The sequence below is a fragment of the Streptomyces hokutonensis genome (genome assembly GCF_000376565.1).
In the GTDB taxonomy this organism is placed as follows: Bacteria; Actinomycetota; Actinomycetes; order Streptomycetales; family Streptomycetaceae; genus Streptomyces; species Streptomyces hokutonensis.
Genome location: NZ_BARG01000031.1, coordinates 21630 through 43348 on the forward strand (window position 1 = coordinate 21630; position 21719 = coordinate 43348).

Sequence of the window (21719 nt, forward strand, 5' to 3'; positions counted from 1 at the left end):
GCGGGACCGCCCCCAGCGCTATTGTCTACAGCACTGTCGACCAATCCCGAAGAACTGGATCTCATGAGCGTCATCAGCGTCGGTCAGGCCGCCGTCCTCGGAGTCGTAGAGGGGGTGACCGAGTTCCTGCCCGTCTCCTCCACCGGCCATCTGAAGATCGTCGAGGGGTTGATGAACATCCCCGTGGACGACGATTCCGTCGTCGGGTTCTCGGCCGTCATCCAGGTCGGGGCCATCGCCGCCGTGCTCCTGTACTTCTTCAAGGACATCGTGCGGATCGTCACCGCCTGGGGGCGCGGTCTGTTCAACAAGGAGGAGCGCTACCACCACGACTACAAGTTCGCGTGGTGGGTCATCTACTCGACCATCCCGATCGTGATCGTGGGCCTCGCCGCGAAGCCGCTCATCGACGGGCCGCTCGGCTCGCTGTGGGTGGTCGCCGCCTCGCTGATCGTCGGCAGCGGTGTCATGTGGGCGGCGGACCAGATGGGCCGGCACAAGCGCGGTGAGGACGACACCACCTTCAAGGACGCGATGCTGGTGGGCAGTTCACAGATCCTCGCGCTGCTCTTCCCCGGCTTCTCGCGCTCCGGCGCCACCATGTCCACCGGTCTCATCCTGGACCTGGACCGCGTCGCCGCGACCCGGCTCTCCTTCTTCCTCGGCATCCCGGCCCTGACCGGCGCCGGCATCTACGAGCTGAAGGACGCCCTGGGCGCGGGAGTCGGCGCCGCCCCGCTGGCCGTCGGCACCATCGTGTCGTTCGTGGTGGCCTACGCCTCCATCGCCTGGCTGCTGAAGTACGTCGCCAAGCACTCCTTCAACGCGTTCGTGATCTACCGGATCATCATCGGCGTCCTGCTGTTCGGGCTGCTCGGCGCGGGTGTGCTCAACAGCTGACACCGGACGGACGATCATGACGGAGGGCGTGAAGCCGGATTTTCAGGCTTCACGCCCTCTGTATTTTTCTTTTCCGACCGCTTGACAGCACTGTCCCGTCACCCGGAGGATCACGTCCGTGAACCTGTCAGACAGCCAGACAGGTGGAGTCGGACCGCGGCGCGTCAGCGCCATGGAAGCGGTGCTCGTCCACCTCCGCGGCGCCATCGAGCGCGGCGACTACGCCATCGGCGACAAGCTGCCCTCCGAGGCCGAGCTGTGCCGCACCCTGGAGATCAGCCGACCCGTGCTCCGCGAGGCCCTGCGGGCTCTGCAGACCATGGGCCTGACCGTCTCCAAGACCGGCAAGGGCACCTTCGTGGTCGCCAACGCCGTGGAGGACCCCACCTTCGGCGACTACGCGGCCAGCGACCTGCTGGAAGTGCGCCGCCATGTCGAGATCCCGGTCGCCGGGTACGCGGCACTGCGCCGCACCCCGGAGAACCTGGACCATCTGGCCCACCTCCTGGACCGGATGGAACGGGAGACGGACACCACCGCGTGGGTCGCGATGGACACCCTCTTCCACCTCGCGGTGGCGGAGGCCGCGCAGAACCCGGTGTTCCGCCGGGTGATCGAGGAGATCCGCGACGCGCTGGCCCGCCAGTCCGCGTTCCTCAACGAACTCGGCGGCCGGCGCGAGCAGTCCAACCGCGAGCACCGGGCCATCGTCGAGGCGCTGATCGACGGCAGCGAGCCGGACGCCGTCGAGGCCATGTCCCACCACCTCGACCGGGTCGAGACGACCCTCACCGACATCGTGCGCCCCGCGCGCACGGACACCCCCACGGAAGGCGGACCCGAGGCGTGAGCGACCAGTCCCTGCACGACAGCGAGCAGCCCCTGCGCGACGGCGTGCAGAAACGATCCGGCCATGTCGACGCCGGAGACGCCGGCTACAGCAAGTCCCTGAAGTCCCGGCACGTCAACATGATCGCCATCGGTGGCGCGATAGGCACCGGCCTCTTCCTCGGCGCGGGTGGTCGCCTGGCCGACGCGGGCCCCTCCCTCTTCATCGCGTACGCGGTCTGCGGCCTCTTCGCCTTCCTCGTCGTCCGCGCGCTGGGCGAACTCGTCCTCTACCGGCCCTCGTCCGGCGCCTTTGTGTCGTACGCCCGCGAGTTCCTCGGTGAGAAGGGCGCCTACGTAGCGGGCTGGATGTACTTCCTGAACTGGGCCACCACCGGCATCGCCGACATCACCGCCGTGGCCGTGTACACCCACTACTGGGGCATGTTCTCCGACATCCCTCAATGGTTGATCGCATTGATCGCCCTCGCGGTCGTCTTGACCGTCAACTTGATCTCTGTACGACTCTTCGGCGAGCTTGAGTTCTGGTTCGCGATCATCAAGGTCAGCGCGCTCGTCGTCTTCATGCTGATCGGCATCTTCCTGCTGGCCACCCAGCACCAGGTCGACGGCACCACCCCCGGCCCGTCCCTGATCACCGACAACGGCGGCATCTTCCCCAACGGCCTGCTGCCCATGCTCCTGATCATCCAGGGCGTCGTCTTCGCCTACGCCTCCGTCGAGCTGGTCGGCGTCGCCGCCGGGGAGACCGAGAACCCCGAGAAGATCATGCCGAAGGCGATCAACTCGATCATGTGGCGCGTCGGCCTCTTCTACGTCGGCTCGGTGCTCCTGCTCTCGATGCTGCTGCCCTGGAACAAGTACAGCGCCGGCCAGAGCCCCTTCGTGACCGTGCTGTCGAACATCGGCATCCCGGCGGCGGGCGGCGTCATGAACCTCGTCGTCCTCACCGCGGCCATGTCCTCGCTCAACTCCGGTCTCTACTCCACCGGCCGCATCCTCCGCTCCATGGCGATGTCCGGCTCGGCCCCGAAGTTCACCTCGGTGATGAGCCGCAGCCAGGTCCCCTACGGCGGCATCCTGCTCACGAGCGGCATCTGCGTCCTCGGCGTCGGCCTCAACTACGTGGTCCCGGCGGACGCGTTCGAGATCGTCCTCAACTTCGCGGCGATCGGCATCCTCGCCACCTGGGGCATGATCATGCTCTGCCACTTCCTCTTCTGGCGGAAGACCGAGAAGGGCGAACTCTCCCGGCCCAGCTACCGGTTGCCGGGCTCCCCCTGGACCGAACTCGTGACGCTGGCCTTCCTCGCCTCCGTCCTGGTCCTCATGTACGCCGACGGCGGCGCCGGACGCACCACCGTGCTGTGTCTGCCGCTGATCGCCGCCGCGCTGGTCGCCGGATGGTTCGCCGTCCGCCGCCGCGTGGCGAGCACGTCCACCACCGCACCCGACGCGTGAGACCCACGCCGTCCTGACCTGACAGGCAGTGATGTACAGCAGTCCCCTCGCGGACCCACCCCTCATCCGTGAACCCCTCCACGCACCCGTCGCCCACCTCATACGCGGCGGAATGATCGAGGGTATCCACTACGGCTCCGTCGTCGTCCTCGACACCGACGGACAGGTCCAGCTCCAGATCGGCGACATCGAGGCCGCGTTCTACCCGCGCTCGGCGATCAAGCCCGTCCAGGCCGTCGCCATGGTGCGGGCGGGACTCCCGCTCGACGGCGAGCTGCTCTCGCTCGCCGCCGCCAGCCACTCCGGCGAGGAACGCCACCTCGCCGGAACCCGGCGCATCCTCGAACTCGCCGGGCTGACCGAGGACGACCTGCGCAACGTCCCTGATCTGCCCTACGACCCGGTCGTGCGCGACGCCTGGGTGCGCGAGGGGCGGCCGCCGTCCCGGCTCGCCCAGAACTGTTCCGGGAAGCACGCGGCGATGTTGTACGTGTCGAAGCTCAACGGCTGGTCCCTCGACGACTATCTCGATCCCGCGCACCCGCTTCAGCAGGCGATCGCGGAGATCGTCGAGGATCTCACCGGGCAGCGGATCGCTCGGGTGAGCGTGGATGGATGCGGGGCTCCGCTGTTCTCCATTTCGCTGCACGGGCTCGCTCGGGCCGTTTCGCGGATTACCACCGCTGCGCCCGGTACGCCCGAGGCTCGGGTCGCGGACGCGATGCGGGAGTTTCCGGAGATGGCGTCCGGGGCCGGGCGGGATGTGGCCGCGTTGATGCGGGCCGTTCCCGGGCTGCTGGCCAAGGACGGGTTCGAGGGTGTCGAGGTTGCCGCGTTGCCCGATGGGCGGGCGGTTGCGGTGAAGATCGCGGACGGGACCAATCGGGCGCGGGTGCCTGTCGCTGCCGCTGGGCTTGCGCGGGCTGGGGTTGATCCGGTTCAGCTTGCCGAGTTCGCGGGGGAGCCGTTGCTGGGGGGTGGGGAGCCGGTGGGTTGTGTGCGGCCTGTGCGGGCTCTGGACCCTGTGTCGCCGTTGTCCGCGTGTGCCTAGATCGGTTGTGGGGGAGCTGCGGGTCCGTTGTGGCTGGTCGCGCAGTTCCCCGCGCCCCTGAAGGGGCGCTTGCCCTCGCCTCATTGAGAAAGGACCTGCACCCTCATGTACCGCAGCGAACACGACCTCCTCGGGGACCGGGATGTGCCCGCCTCCGCCTACTGGGGTGTTCACACCCTGCGTGCCACGGAGAACTTCCCCATCACCGGGACGCCGATCTCCGTCTATCCGCACTTGATCAATGCTCTTGCCGCTGTCAAGGAAGCCGCCGCTCTCGCCAATGAGGAGTTGGGGCTGCTGTCGGCGGAGAAGACGGCCGCCATTGTTGCCGCGTGCCGGGAGATCCGGGACGGGAAACTGCACGACCAGTTCGTCGTGGACGTGGTGCAGGGCGGGGCCGGTACCTCCACCAACATGAACGCCAACGAGGTTGTCGCCAACCGGGCGTTGGAGTTGCTGGGGCACGGCAAGGGTGAGTACCAGTACCTGCACCCGAACGAGGACGTCAACCTCGGTCAGTCGACCAATGACGTGTATCCGACCGCGGTCAAGATAGCGACCGTCTTCGCCGTACATGGATTGATCGCGTCAATGTCCGTACTGCAGGACGCGTTCGCCCGGAAGGCCGTCGAGTTCCGTGACGTGCTCAAGATGGGCCGTACACAGTTGCAGGACGCGGTGCCGATGACGCTCGGTCAAGAGTTCTCGGCGTATGCGGTCATGATTGACGAGGACCGTCAACGTCTTGACGAGGCTGTCCAGTTGATCCATGAGATCAACCTGGGGGCCACGGCCATCGGGACCGGGCTCAATGCGCCGGCAGGGTATGCGGAGTCGGCGCGGCGGCATCTCGCCGAGATCACCGGGCTGCCGCTCGTGACGGCGGCCAACCTGGTCGAGGCCACGCAGGACTGCGGGGCGTTCGTGCAGATGTCGGGCGTGCTGAAGCGGGTCGCGGTCAAGCTCTCCAAGAGCTGCAACGATCTGCGGCTGCTGTCCTCGGGGCCGCGCGCGGGGCTCGGGGAGATCAACCTGCCGCCGGTGCAGGCCGGTTCGAGCATCATGCCCGGCAAGGTCAACCCGGTGATTCCCGAGGTCGTCAACCAGGTCGCCTTCGAGGTGATCGGCAACGACGTCACCATCACGATGGCCGCCGAGGCCGGACAGCTCCAGCTCAACGCGTTCGAGCCGATCATCCTGCACTCGCTGTCGGAGAGCATCACGCATCTGCGGGCCGCCTGCCTCACGCTGGCCGAGCGGTGCGTGGACGGCATCACCGCCAACACCGAGGCGCTGCGCGCGAGCGTGGAGAACTCCATCGGCCTGGTGACCGCGCTCAACCCGCACATCGGGTACACGGCCGCCACCGACATCGCCAAGGAGGCCCTCGCCTCCGGCCGGGGTGTGGCCGAACTCGTCCTGGAGAAGGGCCTGTTGCCCGCCGAGACGCTCGCCGGTCTGCTGCGGCCCGAGGTCCTGGCCGGCAGCGGTCCCGTGGCCGTCTGACGGCGGACGCGCACCAGGACCGGCCCGGAGGCACAATGGTGATCATGTCCCCCTCGATGACCTTCCAGCCGGTCCTGGAGCGCATCGCCGGCGAGATCGAGCGGACCCCCGGCCGTGGCCGGCCCGCCGACTACATCCCGGCGCTCGCCGCCTGCGACCCGCGCAGCTTCGGCATGGCCGTCGCGGAGCTGGACGGCACGGTGTACGGCGTGGGGGACTGGCGGCAGCCGTTCTCCACGCAGTCCATCACCAAGGTCTTCACGCTCGCCCTCGACCTGGCCCGCGAGGGCGACGAACTCTGGGAGCACGTGGGCCGCGAGCCCTCCGGCAACCCCTTCAACTCCCTGGTCCAGCTGGAGTACGAGAGCGGCATCCCGCGCAACCCGTTCATCAACGCGGGCGCGCTCGTTGTCACCGACCGGCTCCAGACCCGTACCGGCGACGCGGCGGGCGAACTGCTGGCCTTCCTGCGGGCGGAGAGCGGCAACGCGAGCCTCGACTTCGACAAGGAGGTCGCCGCCTCCGAGTCGGCGCACGGCGACCGCAACGCGGCCCTCGCCCACTTCATGAAGTCCTACGGCAACATCGACAACGAGGTGCCCGTCCTCCTGGACCAGTACTTCAGGCAGTGCTCCATCGAGGCCTCCTGCGCCGACCTCGCCCTCGCCGCCGGTTTCCTGGCCCGGCACGGCAGCCGCGCCGACGGCAGCCGGCTGCTCACCCTCACCCAGGCCAAGCAGGTCAACGCGGTGATGCTGACCTGCGGGACGTACGACGCGGCGGGCGAGTTCGCCTACCGCGTGGGCCTGCCCGGCAAGAGCGGGGTGGGCGGCGGGATCATCGCCATCGTGCCGGGCCGGTGCACCCTCGCCGTGTGGAGCCCGGGACTCGACGAGCGGGGAAACTCGGTGGCCGGGGTCGCCGCGCTGGACCGCTTCACGACGCTCACGGGCGTGTCGGTGTTCTGAGGGGCACGGCGAACTCACGGGTATCCAGGCCCGATCACACGGAGGTCACGCGCAGTCCGCCGCACGGAGAGCGGCACGTCGCTTTCCCGCCATCCGGCGTTGACACGCTGAACGAGTGTTGGCCATGGCTTTTCCCGTCGATCTCCGCCGCTGCCAGGTACTCGGTCTGGCCGGTACCGCCGTCCTCGCGCTGGGCGGCGAGACGGCCGGAGCGCTGCCGTCCGCCGACCTCTTCTCCCCGGCCTCCGCACAGGCCGCACTGGGGCTGGTCGGGGTCTACTTCGGTGTCGTCCTGCTGATAGCTGCCTGGCTGCTGCTGGGCAGGCTGATCCGCAGCGCCGAACCGCCGACCCCGCGCTCCCTGCTGCTGGTCCTCGCCGTGTGGGCGGCCCCGCTGCTGCTCGCGCCGCCGCTGTTCAGCCGGGACGTGTACAGCTATCTCGCGCAGGGCGCCATGGTCGACGCCCACATGGACGTCTACGCGCACGGCCCCGCCGCGCTCGGCGGCCCCCTCGCCGACGAGGTCGCCCCCCTGTGGCAGCACACCGGGGCGCCGTACGGACCGGTGTTCCTCGCCCTGGCCTCCGGCCTGTCCGGACTGACCCGGGGCCAACTCCCCGCCGGGCTCTTCGGGATGCGGCTCGTCGCCCTGCTCGGGGTCGGTCTGATGGCCGCCGCCCTGCCCCGGCTCGCCCGGCAGTGCGGCGCGGACCCGGCCGCCGCGCTCTGGCTGGGCGCCCTCAACCCGCTGGTCCTTCTCCACCTGGTCGCGGGCGCCCACAACGACGCGATCATGCTCGGGCTGCTCGGCACAGGCCTGGTCGCCGCGCGCGGCCGGTGGCCGATCCTGGGCGCCGTACTCGTCACGCTCGCCGCGCTCGTCAAGGCGCCCGCAGCGCTCGGACTCGCCGCGGTGGTGCTGCTCCAGATCCGCGCGGGCCGCAGCCCGGCCAAGGCCGTCACGACGACCGTCGTCGCGTCCGCGGTCACCACGGTCGCCGCCACGGCCGTCGCGGGCACGGGCTACGGCTGGATAGGCGCCCTCGACACACCCGTCTCGGCACACAACTGGGCCCTCACCAGCCTCCTCGGCCGCGCCACCGGCGCCCTCCTGGAACACCTCGACAGCAGTCTCGCCCCCTTCGCGATCCCGGCCTGGCACGCCCTCGGACTCGCGGTCACCGGCGCGGCCGTCCTCGCCATATGGTTCCGCCTGCGGCCGAGCCCCGTCTACGCGCTCGGCCTGAGCCTCGCGGTGATCGCCGCCTTCGGCCCGGCGATCCGCCCCTGGTACGCCCTGTGGGGTCTCTTCCTCATCGCCGCCGCCGCGCCCAGCACGTCCGTACGACACCGGGTGGCCGCCGTGACCGGCGTCCTCGCGCTCGCCGTTCTGCCCAGCGGCGGACCCGCCGACATCGGACAACTCGTGCTGGCCGTCTCCGGCGGAGTCCTGGCGATCGTCGTCCTCTGGCAGGCCCGCCAGGCGGCAGAAGCCCCAGCCCTGGGACGTACGGCATGAGAACACCCACCACCGACCGCGGCCGGATCCTCCTGGTGCTGGCCCTCGCCGCGACCGTGACCGTCTTCACCGCGACCGTCCCACTGCTGCGCGACTGGTTCGACCTGCGCGTCTACTACGGCACCGTCCACACCTGGCTCCACCACGGCGGCCGGATCTACGACTACCACGTGCCAGGGACAACCTACGGCTTCACCTACCCGCCGTTCGCCGCCGTCAGCATGGCCCCGATGGGCTACCTCGGGCTCGGCACCGCGATCGCCGCCGCGCTGGTCCTCAACCTGGTGGCCCTCGCCGTGGTGCTGCGCATCCTGGCCGGTCCCGGATGGCGGCGCTACGGCTGGTTCGGGTGGGCGCTGGTGGCCTGCGGTCTTGCGCTGTTCGAACCGCTGCGCGACACCTTCAGCTTCGGGCAGGTGAACCTCCTGCTGCTGGCCCTCGTCCTCGGCGACGGCTGGCTCCTCTCCACCGGCCGGGGCCGCTGGGCGGGCGTGGGCATCGGCCTCGCCGCGGCCATCAAGCTCACGCCGGCGCTCTTCATCGGCCTGCTGCTGGTGGCCAGACGCTGGAAAGCCGCCGCGGTGGCGACGGCTGTGGCGCTCGCGGCGACCGGGCTCGCGGCCCTGGTGGTCCCCGGTGCCTCGAAGTTCTACTGGACCCAGGCCATGTGGGACACCACCCGCGTGGGCCGTCTCGACTACGTCTCCAACCAGTCCCTGCAAGGCGTCCTGGCCCGCCTCGGCGAGACCGGACGCCCGCTGTGGGCGACGGCCGTCCTGCTGGTGCTGTGCGTATGGGCGGTGCGGGTACGCCGTGCGGTCGTCGCGGGGGACTGGACCGCCGCCTTCGCGCTGACCGGGCTGACCGCGTGTCTGATCAGCCCGATCACCTGGGTGCACCATCTCGTGTGGCTGCTGCCCTCGTTCGCGGTACTGGTCCGCGCGGGACGCCCGCGGATCGCGGGCGCCTTGTACGCGGTGATGTGCACGAGTGTCGTATGGCTGTGGTTCGACGACTCCTCGGGCATCGACGGTTTCCTCGGCAGCAACACGTACACCTGGGTCACGCTCGGCCTGCTGCTGTGGCTGCCGACAGGTCAGGCCGAGGGGATCCGCCTGCCCTTGAAGCGCAGGGCGGCCACCACCGCGCCCGCGCCCAGCACCGCGGCGGCCGCGATCGCCGCCGTCTCGGCCCAGCCCGGACCATCGTCCGGTACGACCGCCGCGGCCACCGGCACGGCGGCGGGCCCCGGCCTCGGGCTCGTCCGCAACGCGTCCAGCGAACCCACCGGATCGGCCCGCCCGGCCGCCGCGAAACCCCAGTCGAGCAGCTCGCGCGCCTCCTCGTACACCGTGAAGCCGCCGCCCGCCTGAGGGTTCATCACCGTGACGACGAGCGACCGCCCGCCCCGACGCGCCGCCGCGACCAGCGTGTTGCCCGCGTGGGTGGTGTAGCCGTTCTTCACACCGATGAGTCCCGGATACGGCTCGACGCCGTCGTTGCCGGTCAGCAGCCGGTTGGTGTTCTGGATCGCGTACGACGATCCGTCACCCGGGAACTCGGCCTCGGCGGTGGAGCAGTACCGCGCGAAGTCCGCGTTGCGCAGTCCGGCGCGGCCGAACACCGCGAGGTCGAAGGCGGAGGACACCTGGCCGTCGGTGTCGTAGCCGTCCGGCGAGATGACATGCGTGTCGAGCGCGCCCAGGGAGCGCGCCTTGGCCTGCATCCGGGCGGCCGTGGCGTCCCAGCCGCCGTCGAGGGCGGCCAGGACGTGCACGGCGTCGTTCCCGGAGTTGAGGAAGACCCCGCGCCACAGGTCGGCGACGCGGTATGTGCGGCCCGCCTCGACCCCGACCAGGCTGCTGCCCTCGCCGATACCGGCCAGGTCCTGCTCGGTGACGCGGTGCCGGAGCCCTCCGGGCAGGGTGGGGAGGACGGTCAGGGCGAAGAGGGTCTTCAGGGTGCTGGCGGGTGGGAGTCTGCGGTGGGCGTCGTGGGCGGCCAGGATGTCGCCGGTGCGGGCGTCCGCGACGAGCCAGGAGAGGGCCGAGACGTCCGGGAGTTGGGGGGCACCGGGGTGGAGGTGGACCTGGGTGCTGGGATCCGGCCCGGTGTCGGCTGTCGCCGCGGTGGGGGTGAACGCGAGGACGCTCGTCAGACAGAGGGCGCAGGCTGACATGGCGATCCGGGGTGAGAATCCGATTGTCATACCGCAAACGTAGGAACGAAGGGGCCGCAGAGAGCGTTGGCCGGGCCGATTGAGGCGAGTCAGCACCCGGATGCGCTAGTGGTTCGTCTGCCGGCTGGTGGGGGCTGGTCGCGCAGTTCCCCGCGCCCCTGGAAGACGACGGCGCGGGTCAGTTTGACGGCAGCGTGGGCTGGATGCGGCGTAGGAACGTCGCGTTGTCCGGGGTCTCTCGCATGCGCTCCAGCAGAGTCTCCGTGCTGCCCTGGCCGTCCCTTGTCTGGAGGGCCCTGCGCAGGCCGTGTACGGTCGTCAACTCGGCCGGAGTGAGCAGGAGTTCCTCGCGGCGGGTGCCGGACGGGTTGATCTCGACGGCCGGGAACACCCGGCGGGAGGCCAGCTCGCGGCTGAGGCGGAGCTCCATGTTTCCGGTGCTCTTCAGTTCCTCGAAGTAGAAGTCGTCGGCACGGGAGCCGGTCTCGACCAGGGCCGTCGCGAGGATGGTGAGCGAGCCGCCCTCCTCGGCGAGGCGTGCGGCGCCGAAGAACTTCTTCGGGCCGATCAGCGCGGTCGCGTCGACACCGCCGCTGAGGGTACGGCCGCCGGAGGCCGCCGCGTTGTTGTGCGCCCGGCAGAGCCGGGTCAGGGAGTCGAGCAGGATCACTACGTCCTCGCCCGCCTCGACGAGCCGCTTGGCCCGTTCGATCACGAGCTCGGCCAGCGCGATGTGCTGCTTGGGCGCCTTGTCGAAGGTGGAGGCGTAGACCTCGCCGCGCACGGAGCGCCGCATGTCGGTGACCTCCTCGGGCCGCTCGTCGAGCAGCACGACCATGAGGCGGGCCTCGGGGTGGTTGCCGGCGACGGCTGCCGCGATCTGCTGGAGCAGTACGGTCTTGCCGGTCTTGGGCGGGGCCACGATCAGTCCGCGCTGGCCCTTGCCGACGGGGGCGATCAGGTCGGCGACGCGTCCGGTGAGGCCGGCCGCCGGGTGTTCGAGGTGCAGCCGCTCACGCGGGTGCAGCGGGGTGAGGTCGCGGAAGTGGCGTCGGCCGCGCAGTTCGTCGGGCGTGCGCCCGTTGACGAACGCGACCTCGGTCAGGGCGCGCTGCCCGCCGCGGACGCCTTCCACGAGGTCGCCCTTGCGCAGGCCGTGTCGGCGGATCAGCGCGGGGGAGACCTGGAGGTCGGTGGGCGAGGGCTGGAGGTTCAGCGCCCGCAGGTGCCCCTTCCCGTTGCCGTCGATGTCGAGGACACCGGTCGCGGTCTGGGTGCGGGGCTGTTCCTGTACGGGGGGTTCGAGTGTGGTGGTCATGTTGGGTGGTCCTTTCAAGGACGGTTGCATGTGTCATGCGGAAGGAAGGGGGAGAAGCCGCAGAGGGAGGGCGCATGGGCGCTCCTCGGGGCGGCGGGAACATCACCTCGGGTGCGGCGGAAAAACGCCGGTCACGAGGTGGTGTGAAGAAGCCGTGTGCCGGTCGGAATCGACGGGCCGGTCGGCGGAGAAGAAGTGGTGCTGGCACCGGCGCCCGGAACGGGGCGTACACAAGTGCTGACCGCACCGTAGCACACCCGGTGCGGTTCCGGCTGTGAGATACGGCTCAGCGGCTCGCCAGCAGGCCGTAGAGGAGGGGAATCCGCGGCTCTGGCAGACGCCACCAGCCGGTCGGGGTCCGCTCCATCCTGGGCCAGCGGGGCCACGGGAGTTCGTCGCTCTCGCGGAGCCTACGGATGTTCAGTCCCGTTCTCGTCAACGCGTTGATGACCTCGTCTATTCCGTGCATCCACTCGTAGCTGTCGGTCGCGTCGGCCACGGCCGGGCCGTCGGTGTACGTGAACGTCGCGTCGCGGTGCACCGGACCGCCGCCGCCCAGGTAGTCGTGGCGCAGTAGCAGTTCGGGTCCCTCGCCCGGATGCGGCTTTGGGCCGAGGGAGTTGAGGAGCGGGTGGAATTCGACGATGTACAACAGGCCGCCGGGGCGCAGGAGTTGGGCGATCACGTCCGCCCAGCGCGGGAGGTCGGGCAGGTAGCACAGGGCGCCCTTGCCGGTGTACACCACGTCGAACTGCCGCTGCCCCAGGCCCTCGACGGCGTCGTACACATTCGCCTGGACGTAGTCGACGTCGAGGCCCGCCTTCGCCGCGATGCCGTTCGCGGCCGTCACCGACGCCTCGGAGAAGTCGAGCCCGACGGCTCGTGCCCCGCGCCGCGCGAACGCGAGGGTCTCGGTGCCGAGATGGCACTGGAGGTGGAGCACGTCACGGCCCGCGAGTTCGCCGAGGTCGTCCCACTCGAAGGCGGCGAACCAGCGGTCCGGGTCCGGGTCCCCGTCGAGACCGTAGAACCGGCTGGCGAGGTGGACGGGGGTGCGGGCGTCCCAGTTCGCCTGGTTGGCTCGCATCAGCCGTGCTTGCTCGTCGGTGCTCATGCTTCCATCCAACCTTGATCGGGCGGCGGACGGCGGGAAGAACACCGGTTCCGCGTCGGTTGCCCCGAGACGAGTGACCTACGACGAGAGGGGCAAGTCGTGCGCGCACTGATCGTGGATCCGGGGGCCGTCGGTGGGCTGCGGCTCGGGGAGGCATCCGACCCGGTGCCTGGTCCGGGGCAGCTGCTGGTGGAGGTCCGGCACACCTCTCTCAACTCGGCCGAGTTGTACTTCGCGCAGCGGGGCGCGCCCGGTGACGTGATCGGCTTCGACTCCGCCGGTGTCGTCGTGCGGGCCGCCGCCGACGGGAGCGGGCCCGGGTTGGGCAGCCGGGTCGTGGGATACGGGGACAGCGGCGGGTTCGGCGCGCTGCGCGCCCTGGACGTGGCCGATGTGGCCGTGGTGCCGGACGAGGTCGACCTCGGTGAGGCGGCCGCCCTGCCGGTCGCGGCCGGTACCGCCCTGCGCGCGCTGGAACAGGCCGGGCCGCTCCTCGGCCGCCGGGTCCTGGTCACCGGGGCGTCGGGCGGGGTCGGCGGGTTCGCCGTGCAACTCGCGGCGCTGGGCGGGGCGTACGTCATCGGGGTGGCCGGTTCCGAGGACGGTGCGCGGTGGGTCGGTGAGCTGGGGGCGCGCGAGGTGGTGACCGGTGTCGACGAGGTGAAGGAACCCCTCGACGTCGTGATCGACACCGTGGGCGGGGCCCAACTGGTCTCCGCCTACGGCCTGTTGGCCCCGGGCGGCAGTCTGCAGAGCGTCGGCTGGGCCGCCGGGCGGGAGGCCGTGCTGCCCGTGGGTGTCACGCTCGGCAGCAGCACGCCCAAGTCGATCGTGTCGGTCTACAACGGCGGTGGACTCACCGACCGGCAGGCGCAGTTGAGGCGGCTGCTCGCGCTGGTCGGCGACGGCCGGCTGCGGGTGCCGGTCGGCTGGCGCGGCCCGTGGGACCGGATCGCGGAGGCCGCCGAGGCGCTGAGCGGTCGCAGCCTGCGCGGGAAGGCCGTCCTCGACGTGCTCTGACGATTCCTGTGAAACCCGGGACGAGTCCTCCGCTCCGCGCCTCATACCAGCCATACGAACCCCCGATGGCCCTTCACCGACCCATTTCTTGTTCTCGCCAATGGCCGTACCTACGCTGCCACCACCGCACCACGGCGGCACGGGACAAGGGACTTGGCAATCATGGGTCGACTGGCCGGGAAAATCGCTTTCATCAGTGGAACGGGGGCAGGAATAGGGCGGGCCGCGGCGCAGATATTCGCGGCGGAGGGCGCCGAGGTTTTCGGCTGTGACATCGACGAGGACAGTGCCGCGGAAACCGTGGAACTCGTCGAAAAGGCCGGCGGAATCATGCGGTCCCTGGCACCCGTGGACCTGTCCACCCAGGACGGCGCCCGCGAGTGGATCGAGGCCGGGATCGCGGCCTTCGGCGGGATCGACATCCTCTACAACAACGCCTCCGCGCTGCGGAACGGCCCGTTCGAGACCATGCCCGCCGAGGACTGGTACTTCACCATCAAGAACGAGCTGGACATCCCCTACTTCTGCACCCAGGCCGCCTGGCCGCACCTGATCGCCCGTGGTGGCGGGGCCGTGCTCAACGTCGCCTCCGTGGCCGCCGTACGCGGGGCGCCGTTCATGCCGATGGTGCCCCACGGAGCCGCCAAGGGCGGGGTGTTGGCGATGAGCATGCACCTGTGCGCGGCCGGCGCCCCGCACCGCATCCGCGTCAACACCATCGCCCCGGGCATGACCCGCACCTCCGCCACCGCGCCCTTCCTCGACGATCCGGACGGCCCCAGGGCCCAGTTGGAGGCGCGCATCCCGGTCGGGCGGGTGGGTCAGCCCGAGGACATCGCGCGGGCCGCCGCCTTCCTCTGCTCCGACGAGGCGGCCTTCGTCAACGGCGCCAACCTCATGGTCGACGGCGGCGACAGCGCCATGGCGGGCTGAGCCGCTGTGACCGTCCGACTCGACCACGTGGGCGTCAACGTACGCGACCTGACCGCCCAAACCGCCTGGTACCAGAGCGCGTTCGGCCTGAAGACCGTCTTCGAGTTCCATCTCGAAGGGCCCGGTCTGCGAGGCGTCGTCCTGGAGCATCCGCGGGGCTGGCGCATCGAACTGCTCGCCAGACCCGGCTCCACCCCCGGACTTCGCGCGCCGGACCCGATGACCGCCGTACTCACCGAGGGATACGGGCACTTCGCGGTCACCACCTCCGAACTCGACCCCGTCCACGAGGCGTTGGTGGCCCGTGGCGCGGGCGAGGTCATGGCACCCGGGCCGTCCCCCGAGCCCGGAGTGCGTATGGCCTGGGTCAGCGACCCCGAGGGAAATCTCATCGAACTCATAGAGAAAAACGCAGAGTGAGGGCACGCACGATGACGGATTCGATCTCCTTGAAAAGACTGGACCCCGGAACGCTCATAGCGTGCTGTCTCGCGGTCGCGGCGGCACAGTTGTGCATTACCGTTCCCTCGCCCATCAACGGGGAAATCCAGGCCGCATTCGGCGCCTCGGGTTCCCAGGTCGCCTGGGTCACCTCCGCGTTCATTCTCCCCACCGCGATTCTGGAACTGAATTTCGGTGTGGTGGGCGATCTCTTCGGCCGCAAGCGGCTGTTGGTGCTCGGCGGGCTCGTCCTGGCGCTCGGTGAACTGCTCAACGCCACCTCGCAGAACATCACCATGATGTGGACCGGGCAGGCTCTGGCCGGCATCGGCGCCGCCGCGCTGTTCCCCAGCTCCCTCGCGGTCATCGCGGCGGCCACACCGGACGGCAAGGACCGAGCGAAAGCCGTCTCCACCTGGGCGCTGTCGATCTCCCTCGCCTCCGCGCTCGGCCCGCTGTCCTCCGGGGTCCTCGCCACGGTCGCCGACTTCCGCTGGGCGTTCGTGCCGCCGGTCGTCCTGGGTCTGATCGTCGCGGTCGCCTGCTGGAAGCTCGTCACCGACTCCAAGGCACCCGAAGGCCGCGCGCTGGACTGGCCGGGCCAGATCACCATCGCCGTCGGCCTCACCGCCCTGCTCTGGGGCGTCATCGAGGGCGGCGACCGCGGCTGGGGCAGCGCGGCGATCGTGGGCTCGCTGACCCTGGCGGCCGTCGCGCTCGTCGGGTTCGTCGTCGCGGAGACCCGCGCGGCCTCTCCGATGTTCAACCTCGGCCTGCTGAAGATCCCCTCGTTCGCGGCGGCGGCGGTCGTCGCGCTGGCCGGCATGTTCGGCTTCATCGGCACCGCCTACTGCGTCTCGATCCGCCTCGGCGCGGTGATGCACCTGAGCCCGCTGCGGGCCGGAATGCCGTTCGTGATCCTCCAGTTGATCCCGCTGCTGCTGGCGCCGGTGCTCAGCAAGATGCTCACCCGCGTCGACGCCCGCTGGCTCCTGATGGGCGGCCTGCTGCCCATGGCCGCCGGCCAGTTCTGGATCGCCGCCCTGCCCATCACCACCACCTCCCTCGCCGCCTTCATCGGCCCGGTGCTGCTGCTCGGCGTCGGCTTCATCTGCGTGGTGTCCTCGCTGACCTCCGCCGCCGTGAACGCCGTACCGATCAACATGACCGGCATGGCGAGCGGCGCGACCAGCCTGGTCCGCGAGTTCGGCCAGGGCCTCGGCCCTGCCGTGATCAGCACCATCGCGATGAGTGCCGCCTCCTCCGCCCTCGTCGGCAAGCTCAGCGGGGCCGACGCGGGCATGGAGAAGGCGGCCGGACCCCTCGCCGTCGTCAACGCGGGCAGCGCCCAGGCCAAGGCCGCCGCACAGACCGCCCTCGGCCACGGCATGGCCCTCGGCGTGGTGATCTGCGGCTGCGCCTCCCTGCTGGGCGCGGTCGTCACCCTGCTCCTGGTACGCAAGAACACCGAGCGCTCGACCGTGGACGCGGGGGAGCCGTCGGTGCAGGCGGCGACTGCGTAGAACGTACGTCGTAGGAGGAGGCCGGGGCCCTGTCGCCCCGGCCTCCTCGTGTTCTCCCGAAGAAGTTTTCCGCAGGGGGTGTCGATCCGGCTCGGCCGCGTTCGTCGGTGGGGTGTAGGAAGCTCTTGAGGACCGGGAGGATCCATGAAGTACATGCTGCTCGTGTGCGGCGACGACACCGCCGACGCCTCCGGGATGGCACCCGTCGAACCCTGGGTGGAGGAACTGGGCGACCGCGGCGTACGGCTGCACGGTCACCGGCTCGCGCTGCCCGCCGACGCCGTCACCGTACGGGTGCGCGGCGGGGAGGTGCTCCGTACGGACGGGCCGTTCGCGGAGACCAAGGAGTACGTCGCCGGATTCGACATCCTGGAGTGCGACACCCTGGAGGAGGCCGTCGAGGCCGCCGCCAAGCACCCAGTGGCCACCATCGGCGCCATGGAGGTGCGCCCCTTCTGGCCGATGGACGGCGAGGAGGACGCCGAGACGCAGATCCGCGCGCTCGACGCCGAACGGCCCGGGACCGCCGCCTTCCGCAAGGCCGTGGAGGACGTCGTCGGGGGCGTGACCTGGCCGCTCACCCGCGAGGTGCTGGAGTTCCACGTCCACGTCGACGAGTCCGTCGCCTTCGGCCACGGCCTGGTCCGGCTGCACGGCACCCGCACCGACGGCCGGCCGCTGGACGCCGTACTGCGCGTGACCACCGGCTACCGCGACACCGGACTGCGCTGGGAGATCGTCCACGAGCACATCTCAGCCGCCACCGAGAAGACCGGGGAGTAGCCATGAAGTACGTCCTGCTGATCTGCACCCCCGTCGGAGGCGAGGAACTCAGCCCCGCCGAGATCGCCGACGACCCCCGCTTCACCTCCTACATCGAGGAGGTCCGAGGCCGTGACCTGATGCGCGGCGGGGCCCGCCTGCGTCCGTCCTCCGACGCCACCACCGTCCGCGTCCAGGGTGACGAAGTCCTGCTCAGCGACGGGCCGTTCGTCGAGTCCAAGGAGTACGTCGCGGGCATCGACATCATCGAGGTCGCCGACCTGGACGAGGCGATCTCGCTCGCCTCCCGGCACCCCGCCGCGCTGGCCGGCGGCTCGGTCGAGGTGCGGCCGGTCTGGGAGTGAACGTGCCGGACGTCGAGGAGGCCGTCGCCGCCGCCTTCCGTGAGGAGTGGGGCCAGGTCGTCGCCACCCTGATCCGGGTGACCGGCGACTGGGACCTCGCGGAGGAGTGCGCGCAGGACGCCTTCGCCCAGGCGCTCGACCGGTGGCGGCGCGACGGAATCCCGCGCCGCCCCGGCGCCTGGCTGACCACCACCGCCCGCAACCGCGCCCTCGACGTCCTGCGCAGGGAGGCGGTCGGGGCGGCGAAACTCCGGGAGGCCGCGGTGCTGGGGCGGGACGAGGGACCGTACGACCCGGAGTACGACGGTGACGACAGCGGGGTCGAGGACGACCGGCTGCGGCTGCTCTTCACCTGCTGTCATCCCGCGCTGCCCATCGAGGCCCGGGTCGCCCTCACCCTGCGCACGCTCGCTGGGCTGACCACCCCCGAGATCGCCCGCGCCTTCCTCGTCCCCGAGGCGACCATGGCGCAGCGGCTGGTGCGCGCCAAGAAGAAGATCCGCAACGCGGGCATCCCGTACCGGGTACCGCCCGCGCATCTGCTGCCCGAGCGTACGACGGGCGTGCTCGGCGTGGTCTACCTCCTCTTCAACGAGGGGTACGCGGCCACGTCCGGCGCCGACCTGGTCCGCACGAACCTCTGCGCGGAGGCGATCCGACTGGCCCGTGTGCTCGCCCGGTTGATGCCGGACGAGCCCGAAGTCCTGGGCCTGCTGGCGCTGTTGCTGCTGCACGACGCCCGCCGTGGCACCCGCGTGGACGCGGACGGTGAGTTGGTGACTCTGGAGGACCAGGACCGTACGGCGTGGGACCAGTTGGAGATCGACGAGGGCGCCGCCCTCCTGGAGACCGCGCTGCGCCGGGGCCGCCCCGGGCCGTACCAGATCCAGGCCGCCATCGCCGCCTGCCACACCACCGCACCCACCGCCGCCGACACCGACTGGGCCGATATCGCGGGCCTGTACGGCGAGTTGGAGCGCTTCGTGCCCTCGGCCGTGGTGCGCCTCAATCGCGCGGTGGCCGTCGGTATGGCTGAACACCCGGACGCGGGGCTGGAGTTGGTGGCCGAGCTGGAGCGCTCGGGCGAACTGGCCGACTACCACCTGCTGCCCGCGACCCGCGCCGATCTGCTGCGCCGCAGCGGTCGTACGGCGGAGGCGGCCGAAGCGTACGGGCGGGCGCTGGAGTTGGTGGAGAACGCGGCGGAGCGAAGGTTTCTGGAGCGGCGGCTCGCGGGACTCCGGCCGGGCGGCTGACCGAGGACCGGCCTCAGCGCAGGTCGAGCAGCTCGGCGAGGAGTTGGAGTCGTTGGGCGTCGAGGCTGCCTTCGGCGGCCGTGCAGACCATGAGCGCGGGACCGGGGTTGCCCGGTATCGGGTAGGCGTCCCAGTCCAGGTTCAGTTCGCCGACCCGGGGATGGTCGAGGCGCATCTGGCCGCGGGTCGGTTCCGTCACGTCGTGGAGGGCCCACAGAGCCGCGAACTCGTCGCTGCGGACGGCTAGTTCACCCACCAGTTCGACGGCGCGCGGATGGCCGGGATCGGCGGCGACCTGCGTCCGCAGCATCCCGATCAGCTCCGCGACGGTGGCCGCCCGGTTCGGGCAGGTCCGGTCTGCCTCGGGGCGCAGGAACAGTGCCAGCAGGTTCCGCTCCCGCTGGGGCTGCCGGGTGAACTCCCCCAACAGGGCACCGCCGAGCGGGTTCCAGGCCAGTACGTCCAGGAAACGGCCGACGACCAGAGCGGGCGCGGTCATGCCGTGCAGCAGCCGTAGCGTGGTGTCCGGTACCTCCTCCGGCTCGTACGAACGCGGCGGACGGGCCGGGTTGCGTGCGGCGGCGGCGAGGCCGTGCAGGTGGCGGGTCTCCTCGGCGGAGAAGTCGAGGGCGCGCGCGAGGGCGTCGAGGACCTGTTCGGAGGGGCGTACGTCGCGTCCCTGCTCCATGCGCTGGTAGTAGTCCGAGCTCACCCCGGCGAGGAGGGCCAGCTCCTCCCGGCGCAGTCCGGCGACGCGCCGTCGCGGGCCGGGTTCCAGGCCGACGTCCTGTGGCCGCAGCCGAGTTCGGCGGGTGCGCAGGAACTCCGCGAGTTCGCGTCGGGGGTCGTCGCTCATGGCGGGGGAGGAGTCGGTCACCGCGTCAGTATGCCGTCGGCGCGGCTCGCGAGGGTGGGTCTGCCGGACCCAGGAAAAGGAGAACGACCGAGATGTCGCGCGCGGGGCCCAGCATCGGACCGACCACACGGCGGGCCACGGAAGGACAGCGACATGAAGGCCGTTCAGATCACGAGTTTCGGTACCGCGGACGTTCTGCGGGTCAACGAAGTGGATCGTCCCGCTCCCGGCCCGGGCGAGGTGCTGGTGGCGGTCGAGGCGTCCAGCGTCAACGGGCACGATGTGATCGTCCGGGCAGGGGAGTTGAAGATGGTGTCGGGGCGCCGCTTCCCGATCGGTGTGGGGCTGGACTTCGCCGGCGTCGTCGCCGCGACCGGCGCCGGTGTCGAGGGATACCGGGCCGGGGACCGGGTGTGGGGCATGGTGCATCCCCGGCAGCGGCACTCCGTCGCGGGGGCGGCCGAGTACGTCGTGGTCCCCGCGGAGCGCGTCTCGCACGCCCCGGCGGACCTCTCGTCGGTCGAGGCGGCCGCCCTGGTGGTCGCGGGTTCCACGGCGCTGATCGCGCTGCGCGACAGCGTGCGCCTGACAGGCGGGGAACGCGTCCTGGTGCGGGGCGCGGCCGGCGGAGTCGGCACGGCCGCCGTGCAGTTGGCGCACGCGATGGGCGGCCGGGTGACCGCGCTGGCCCGCGACCGCCACGCCGAGCTCCTCACCGACCTCGGCGCCGACGAGGTCCTGGACTACGGCTCGACCACCTCGGAGCAGATCGGCCCGTTCGACGTCATCGTCGACACCGTCGGCACCGAACTGCACTGCTACCGCGGCCGGTTGGCCAAGGGCGGCCGGATGGTCACCGTCGGACTCTCCCCGTCCGCGATCGCCGCGATCGCCGCGTCGAGCGTGCACGGCTCCCGCCGCATCCGCACCTTCAGCGCCAACCCCGAGACGCCCGTGCTGCGCGAGGTGGCCGACCGTGTCGCCTCGGGCGCGCTGCGCCCGGTGATCGACAGCGTGTACCCCCTCGCGGACATCGCCGCGGCGCACCGGGCGTTCGAGCGCGGCGGCGTCGTGGGCAAGCACGTGGTGACGGTGCCGCGCGGCTCCCTCTGACGGAGTCCGGTCAGCGGGGATCGGTGCGCAGGTCGACCCCGCGGTCATGGGCGTCGGCGGTCACGATCCGCGTCGCCATCCGCGACAGCCGCTTCCGGTCGGCTTCGGGAAGCGGCTCGACACACTTCTCGATCCGCTCGGCGAACCGGACGGCGACCTGCTGTGCGAGCTGTCGGCCGGCGTCGGTGATCGACACCTGGAACGAGCGGCGGTCGACCGTGCTGGGCGTGCGGGCGACCAGTCCACGGCGCTGTGCGCGGTCCACGAGGCCCGTGATCGAGGATTTGTCGAGGCCGAGGTGGTGGCCGAGCTGGTTCATCGTCGGCTCCCGGTCCCGCAGGATCCCGAGCAGCCGCGTCTGGGTGATCGACAGGTCGTACTCGCCGGCGATCTCGGCCAGCGCGTTCTGCACCAGGAACGACAGCTGGGCGAGGGCGTCGACCAGGCCGAGGTCCTCGGTCGCGGGGGGCGCGGTGTCGCGCGGTGAGGTCATGGTCCTGATTCTACTTGCAAAGGTACGTGGCACATACTAGTTTGATTGGTGTCGCGTACTAAAACCTACGTCTCACGTACCAAACCCCGAGG

The 21719-nt window shown here is 70.7% G+C and carries 20 protein-coding genes and 1 pseudogene; 16 read left to right on the top strand and 5 right to left on the bottom strand.

Translation table 11 applies throughout. The features are described 5' to 3' along the window. The first annotated feature begins 63 nt into the window (after positions 1-63). From SSP08S_RS17635 to SSP08S_RS64505, 8 genes are all read left to right on the top strand, one after another. Entirely contained in the window at positions 64-900 is an 837-nt protein-coding gene (locus SSP08S_RS17635; RefSeq protein ID WP_019068930.1) for an undecaprenyl-diphosphate phosphatase, read from the top strand. Between the two features lie 172 nt (positions 901-1072). After that, positions 1073-1750 carry a FadR/GntR family transcriptional regulator gene (locus tag SSP08S_RS17640; protein ID WP_019068931.1) on the top strand — a complete coding sequence of 226 codons (678 nt, stop codon included), beginning with the start codon at positions 1073-1075 and terminating at the stop codon, positions 1748-1750. Next, positions 1747-3210: an amino acid permease gene (locus SSP08S_RS17645; RefSeq protein WP_019068932.1), complete on the top strand. Its 1464-nt coding sequence runs from the start codon at positions 1747-1749 to the stop codon at positions 3208-3210. The genes SSP08S_RS17640 and SSP08S_RS17645 overlap by 4 nt, the downstream gene beginning before the upstream one ends. Before the next feature lie 31 nt (positions 3211-3241). Next, complete coding sequence (locus SSP08S_RS17650) at positions 3242-4261, top strand: asparaginase (protein ID WP_019068933.1); 1020 nt, start codon at positions 3242-3244, stop codon at positions 4259-4261. 105 nt (positions 4262-4366) lie between these two features. Beyond that, positions 4367-5767: an aspartate ammonia-lyase gene (gene aspA / locus SSP08S_RS17655; protein ID WP_019068934.1), complete on the top strand. Its 1401-nt coding sequence runs from the start codon at positions 4367-4369 to the stop codon at positions 5765-5767. A 35-nt stretch (positions 5768-5802) separates the two neighbouring features. Next, positions 5803-6735, top strand: coding sequence for a glutaminase (locus tag SSP08S_RS17660; RefSeq protein ID WP_019068935.1), 933 nt, complete (start codon positions 5803-5805; stop codon positions 6733-6735). Between the two features lie 124 nt (positions 6736-6859). Then, a complete protein-coding gene (gene mptB, locus SSP08S_RS17665) occupies positions 6860-8254 on the top strand; it encodes a polyprenol phosphomannose-dependent alpha 1,6 mannosyltransferase MptB (protein WP_019068936.1) in 1395 nt (464 codons plus the stop codon). Next, positions 8251-9627 carry a glycosyltransferase 87 family protein gene (locus SSP08S_RS64505; RefSeq protein ID WP_019068937.1) on the top strand — a complete coding sequence of 459 codons (1377 nt, stop codon included), beginning with the start codon at positions 8251-8253 and terminating at the stop codon, positions 9625-9627. Before mptB ends, SSP08S_RS64505 begins: the two co-directional genes overlap by 4 nt. A 59-nt stretch (positions 9628-9686) precedes the next feature. Here SSP08S_RS64505 and SSP08S_RS59345 read toward each other — a convergent pair. From SSP08S_RS59345 to SSP08S_RS17690, 3 genes and pseudogenes are all read right to left on the bottom strand, one after another. Then, positions 9687-10463: pseudogene (locus SSP08S_RS59345) on the bottom strand (D-alanyl-D-alanine carboxypeptidase family protein); the annotation flags it as partial. 148 nt (positions 10464-10611) lie between these two features. Further along, positions 10612-11751, bottom strand: a complete 1140-nt coding sequence (gene rho, locus SSP08S_RS17685) for a transcription termination factor Rho (RefSeq protein ID WP_019068940.1) — start codon at positions 11749-11751, stop codon at positions 10612-10614. Positions 11752-12037: 286 nt separating this feature from the next. Further along, the gene (locus SSP08S_RS17690) at positions 12038-12865 is read right to left on the bottom strand and encodes a class I SAM-dependent methyltransferase (RefSeq protein WP_019068941.1); all 828 of its coding nucleotides are present in this window, start codon (positions 12863-12865) and stop codon (positions 12038-12040) included. 99 nt (positions 12866-12964) lie between these two features. On the opposite strand from SSP08S_RS17690, the gene SSP08S_RS17695 reads away from it, so the two are divergent. The 7 genes from SSP08S_RS17695 to SSP08S_RS17725 all read left to right on the top strand — a co-directional run bounded on the left by SSP08S_RS17695 (position 12965) and on the right by SSP08S_RS17725 (position 19165). Beyond that, on the top strand, positions 12965-13885 hold the full coding sequence (locus SSP08S_RS17695; protein ID WP_019068942.1) for a zinc-binding dehydrogenase: 921 nt from the start codon (positions 12965-12967) through the stop codon (positions 13883-13885). 162 nt (positions 13886-14047) lie between these two features. Then, a complete protein-coding gene (locus SSP08S_RS17700) occupies positions 14048-14818 on the top strand; it encodes an SDR family NAD(P)-dependent oxidoreductase (RefSeq protein ID WP_078532452.1) in 771 nt (256 codons plus the stop codon). Between the two features lie 6 nt (positions 14819-14824). Continuing rightward, positions 14825-15238 carry a VOC family protein gene (locus tag SSP08S_RS17705; protein ID WP_019068944.1) on the top strand — a complete coding sequence of 138 codons (414 nt, stop codon included), beginning with the start codon at positions 14825-14827 and terminating at the stop codon, positions 15236-15238. Between the two features lie 29 nt (positions 15239-15267). Then, a complete protein-coding gene (locus SSP08S_RS17710; RefSeq protein ID WP_245607898.1) occupies positions 15268-16782 on the top strand; it encodes an MFS transporter in 1515 nt (504 codons plus the stop codon). Positions 16783-16926: 144 nt separating this feature from the next. Continuing rightward, on the top strand, positions 16927-17565 hold the full coding sequence (locus SSP08S_RS17715) for a YciI family protein (RefSeq protein ID WP_019068946.1): 639 nt from the start codon (positions 16927-16929) through the stop codon (positions 17563-17565). A gap of 2 nt (positions 17566-17567) precedes the next feature. Beyond that, entirely contained in the window at positions 17568-17909 is a 342-nt protein-coding gene (locus SSP08S_RS17720; protein WP_019068947.1) for a YciI family protein, read from the top strand. Then, entirely contained in the window at positions 17906-19165 is a 1260-nt protein-coding gene (locus SSP08S_RS17725) for an RNA polymerase sigma factor (RefSeq protein WP_019068948.1), read from the top strand. The genes SSP08S_RS17720 and SSP08S_RS17725 overlap by 4 nt, the downstream gene beginning before the upstream one ends. A 13-nt stretch (positions 19166-19178) precedes the next feature. Here the strand turns inward: SSP08S_RS17725 and SSP08S_RS17730 are convergent, their stop codons facing one another. Continuing rightward, the gene (locus tag SSP08S_RS17730; RefSeq protein WP_026178591.1) at positions 19179-20021 is read right to left on the bottom strand and encodes a helix-turn-helix transcriptional regulator; all 843 of its coding nucleotides are present in this window, start codon (positions 20019-20021) and stop codon (positions 19179-19181) included. 153 nt (positions 20022-20174) lie between these two features. Here SSP08S_RS17730 and SSP08S_RS17735 point away from each other — a divergent pair, with 153 nt between their 5' ends. Next, positions 20175-21134, top strand: coding sequence for a quinone oxidoreductase family protein (locus SSP08S_RS17735; RefSeq protein WP_019068950.1), 960 nt, complete (start codon positions 20175-20177; stop codon positions 21132-21134). Positions 21135-21144: 10 nt separating this feature from the next. On the opposite strand, the gene SSP08S_RS17740 is transcribed toward SSP08S_RS17735, so the two are convergent. Next, positions 21145-21627, bottom strand: a complete 483-nt coding sequence (locus SSP08S_RS17740) for a MarR family winged helix-turn-helix transcriptional regulator (RefSeq protein ID WP_019068951.1) — start codon at positions 21625-21627, stop codon at positions 21145-21147. Positions 21628-21719 lie beyond the last annotated feature (92 nt).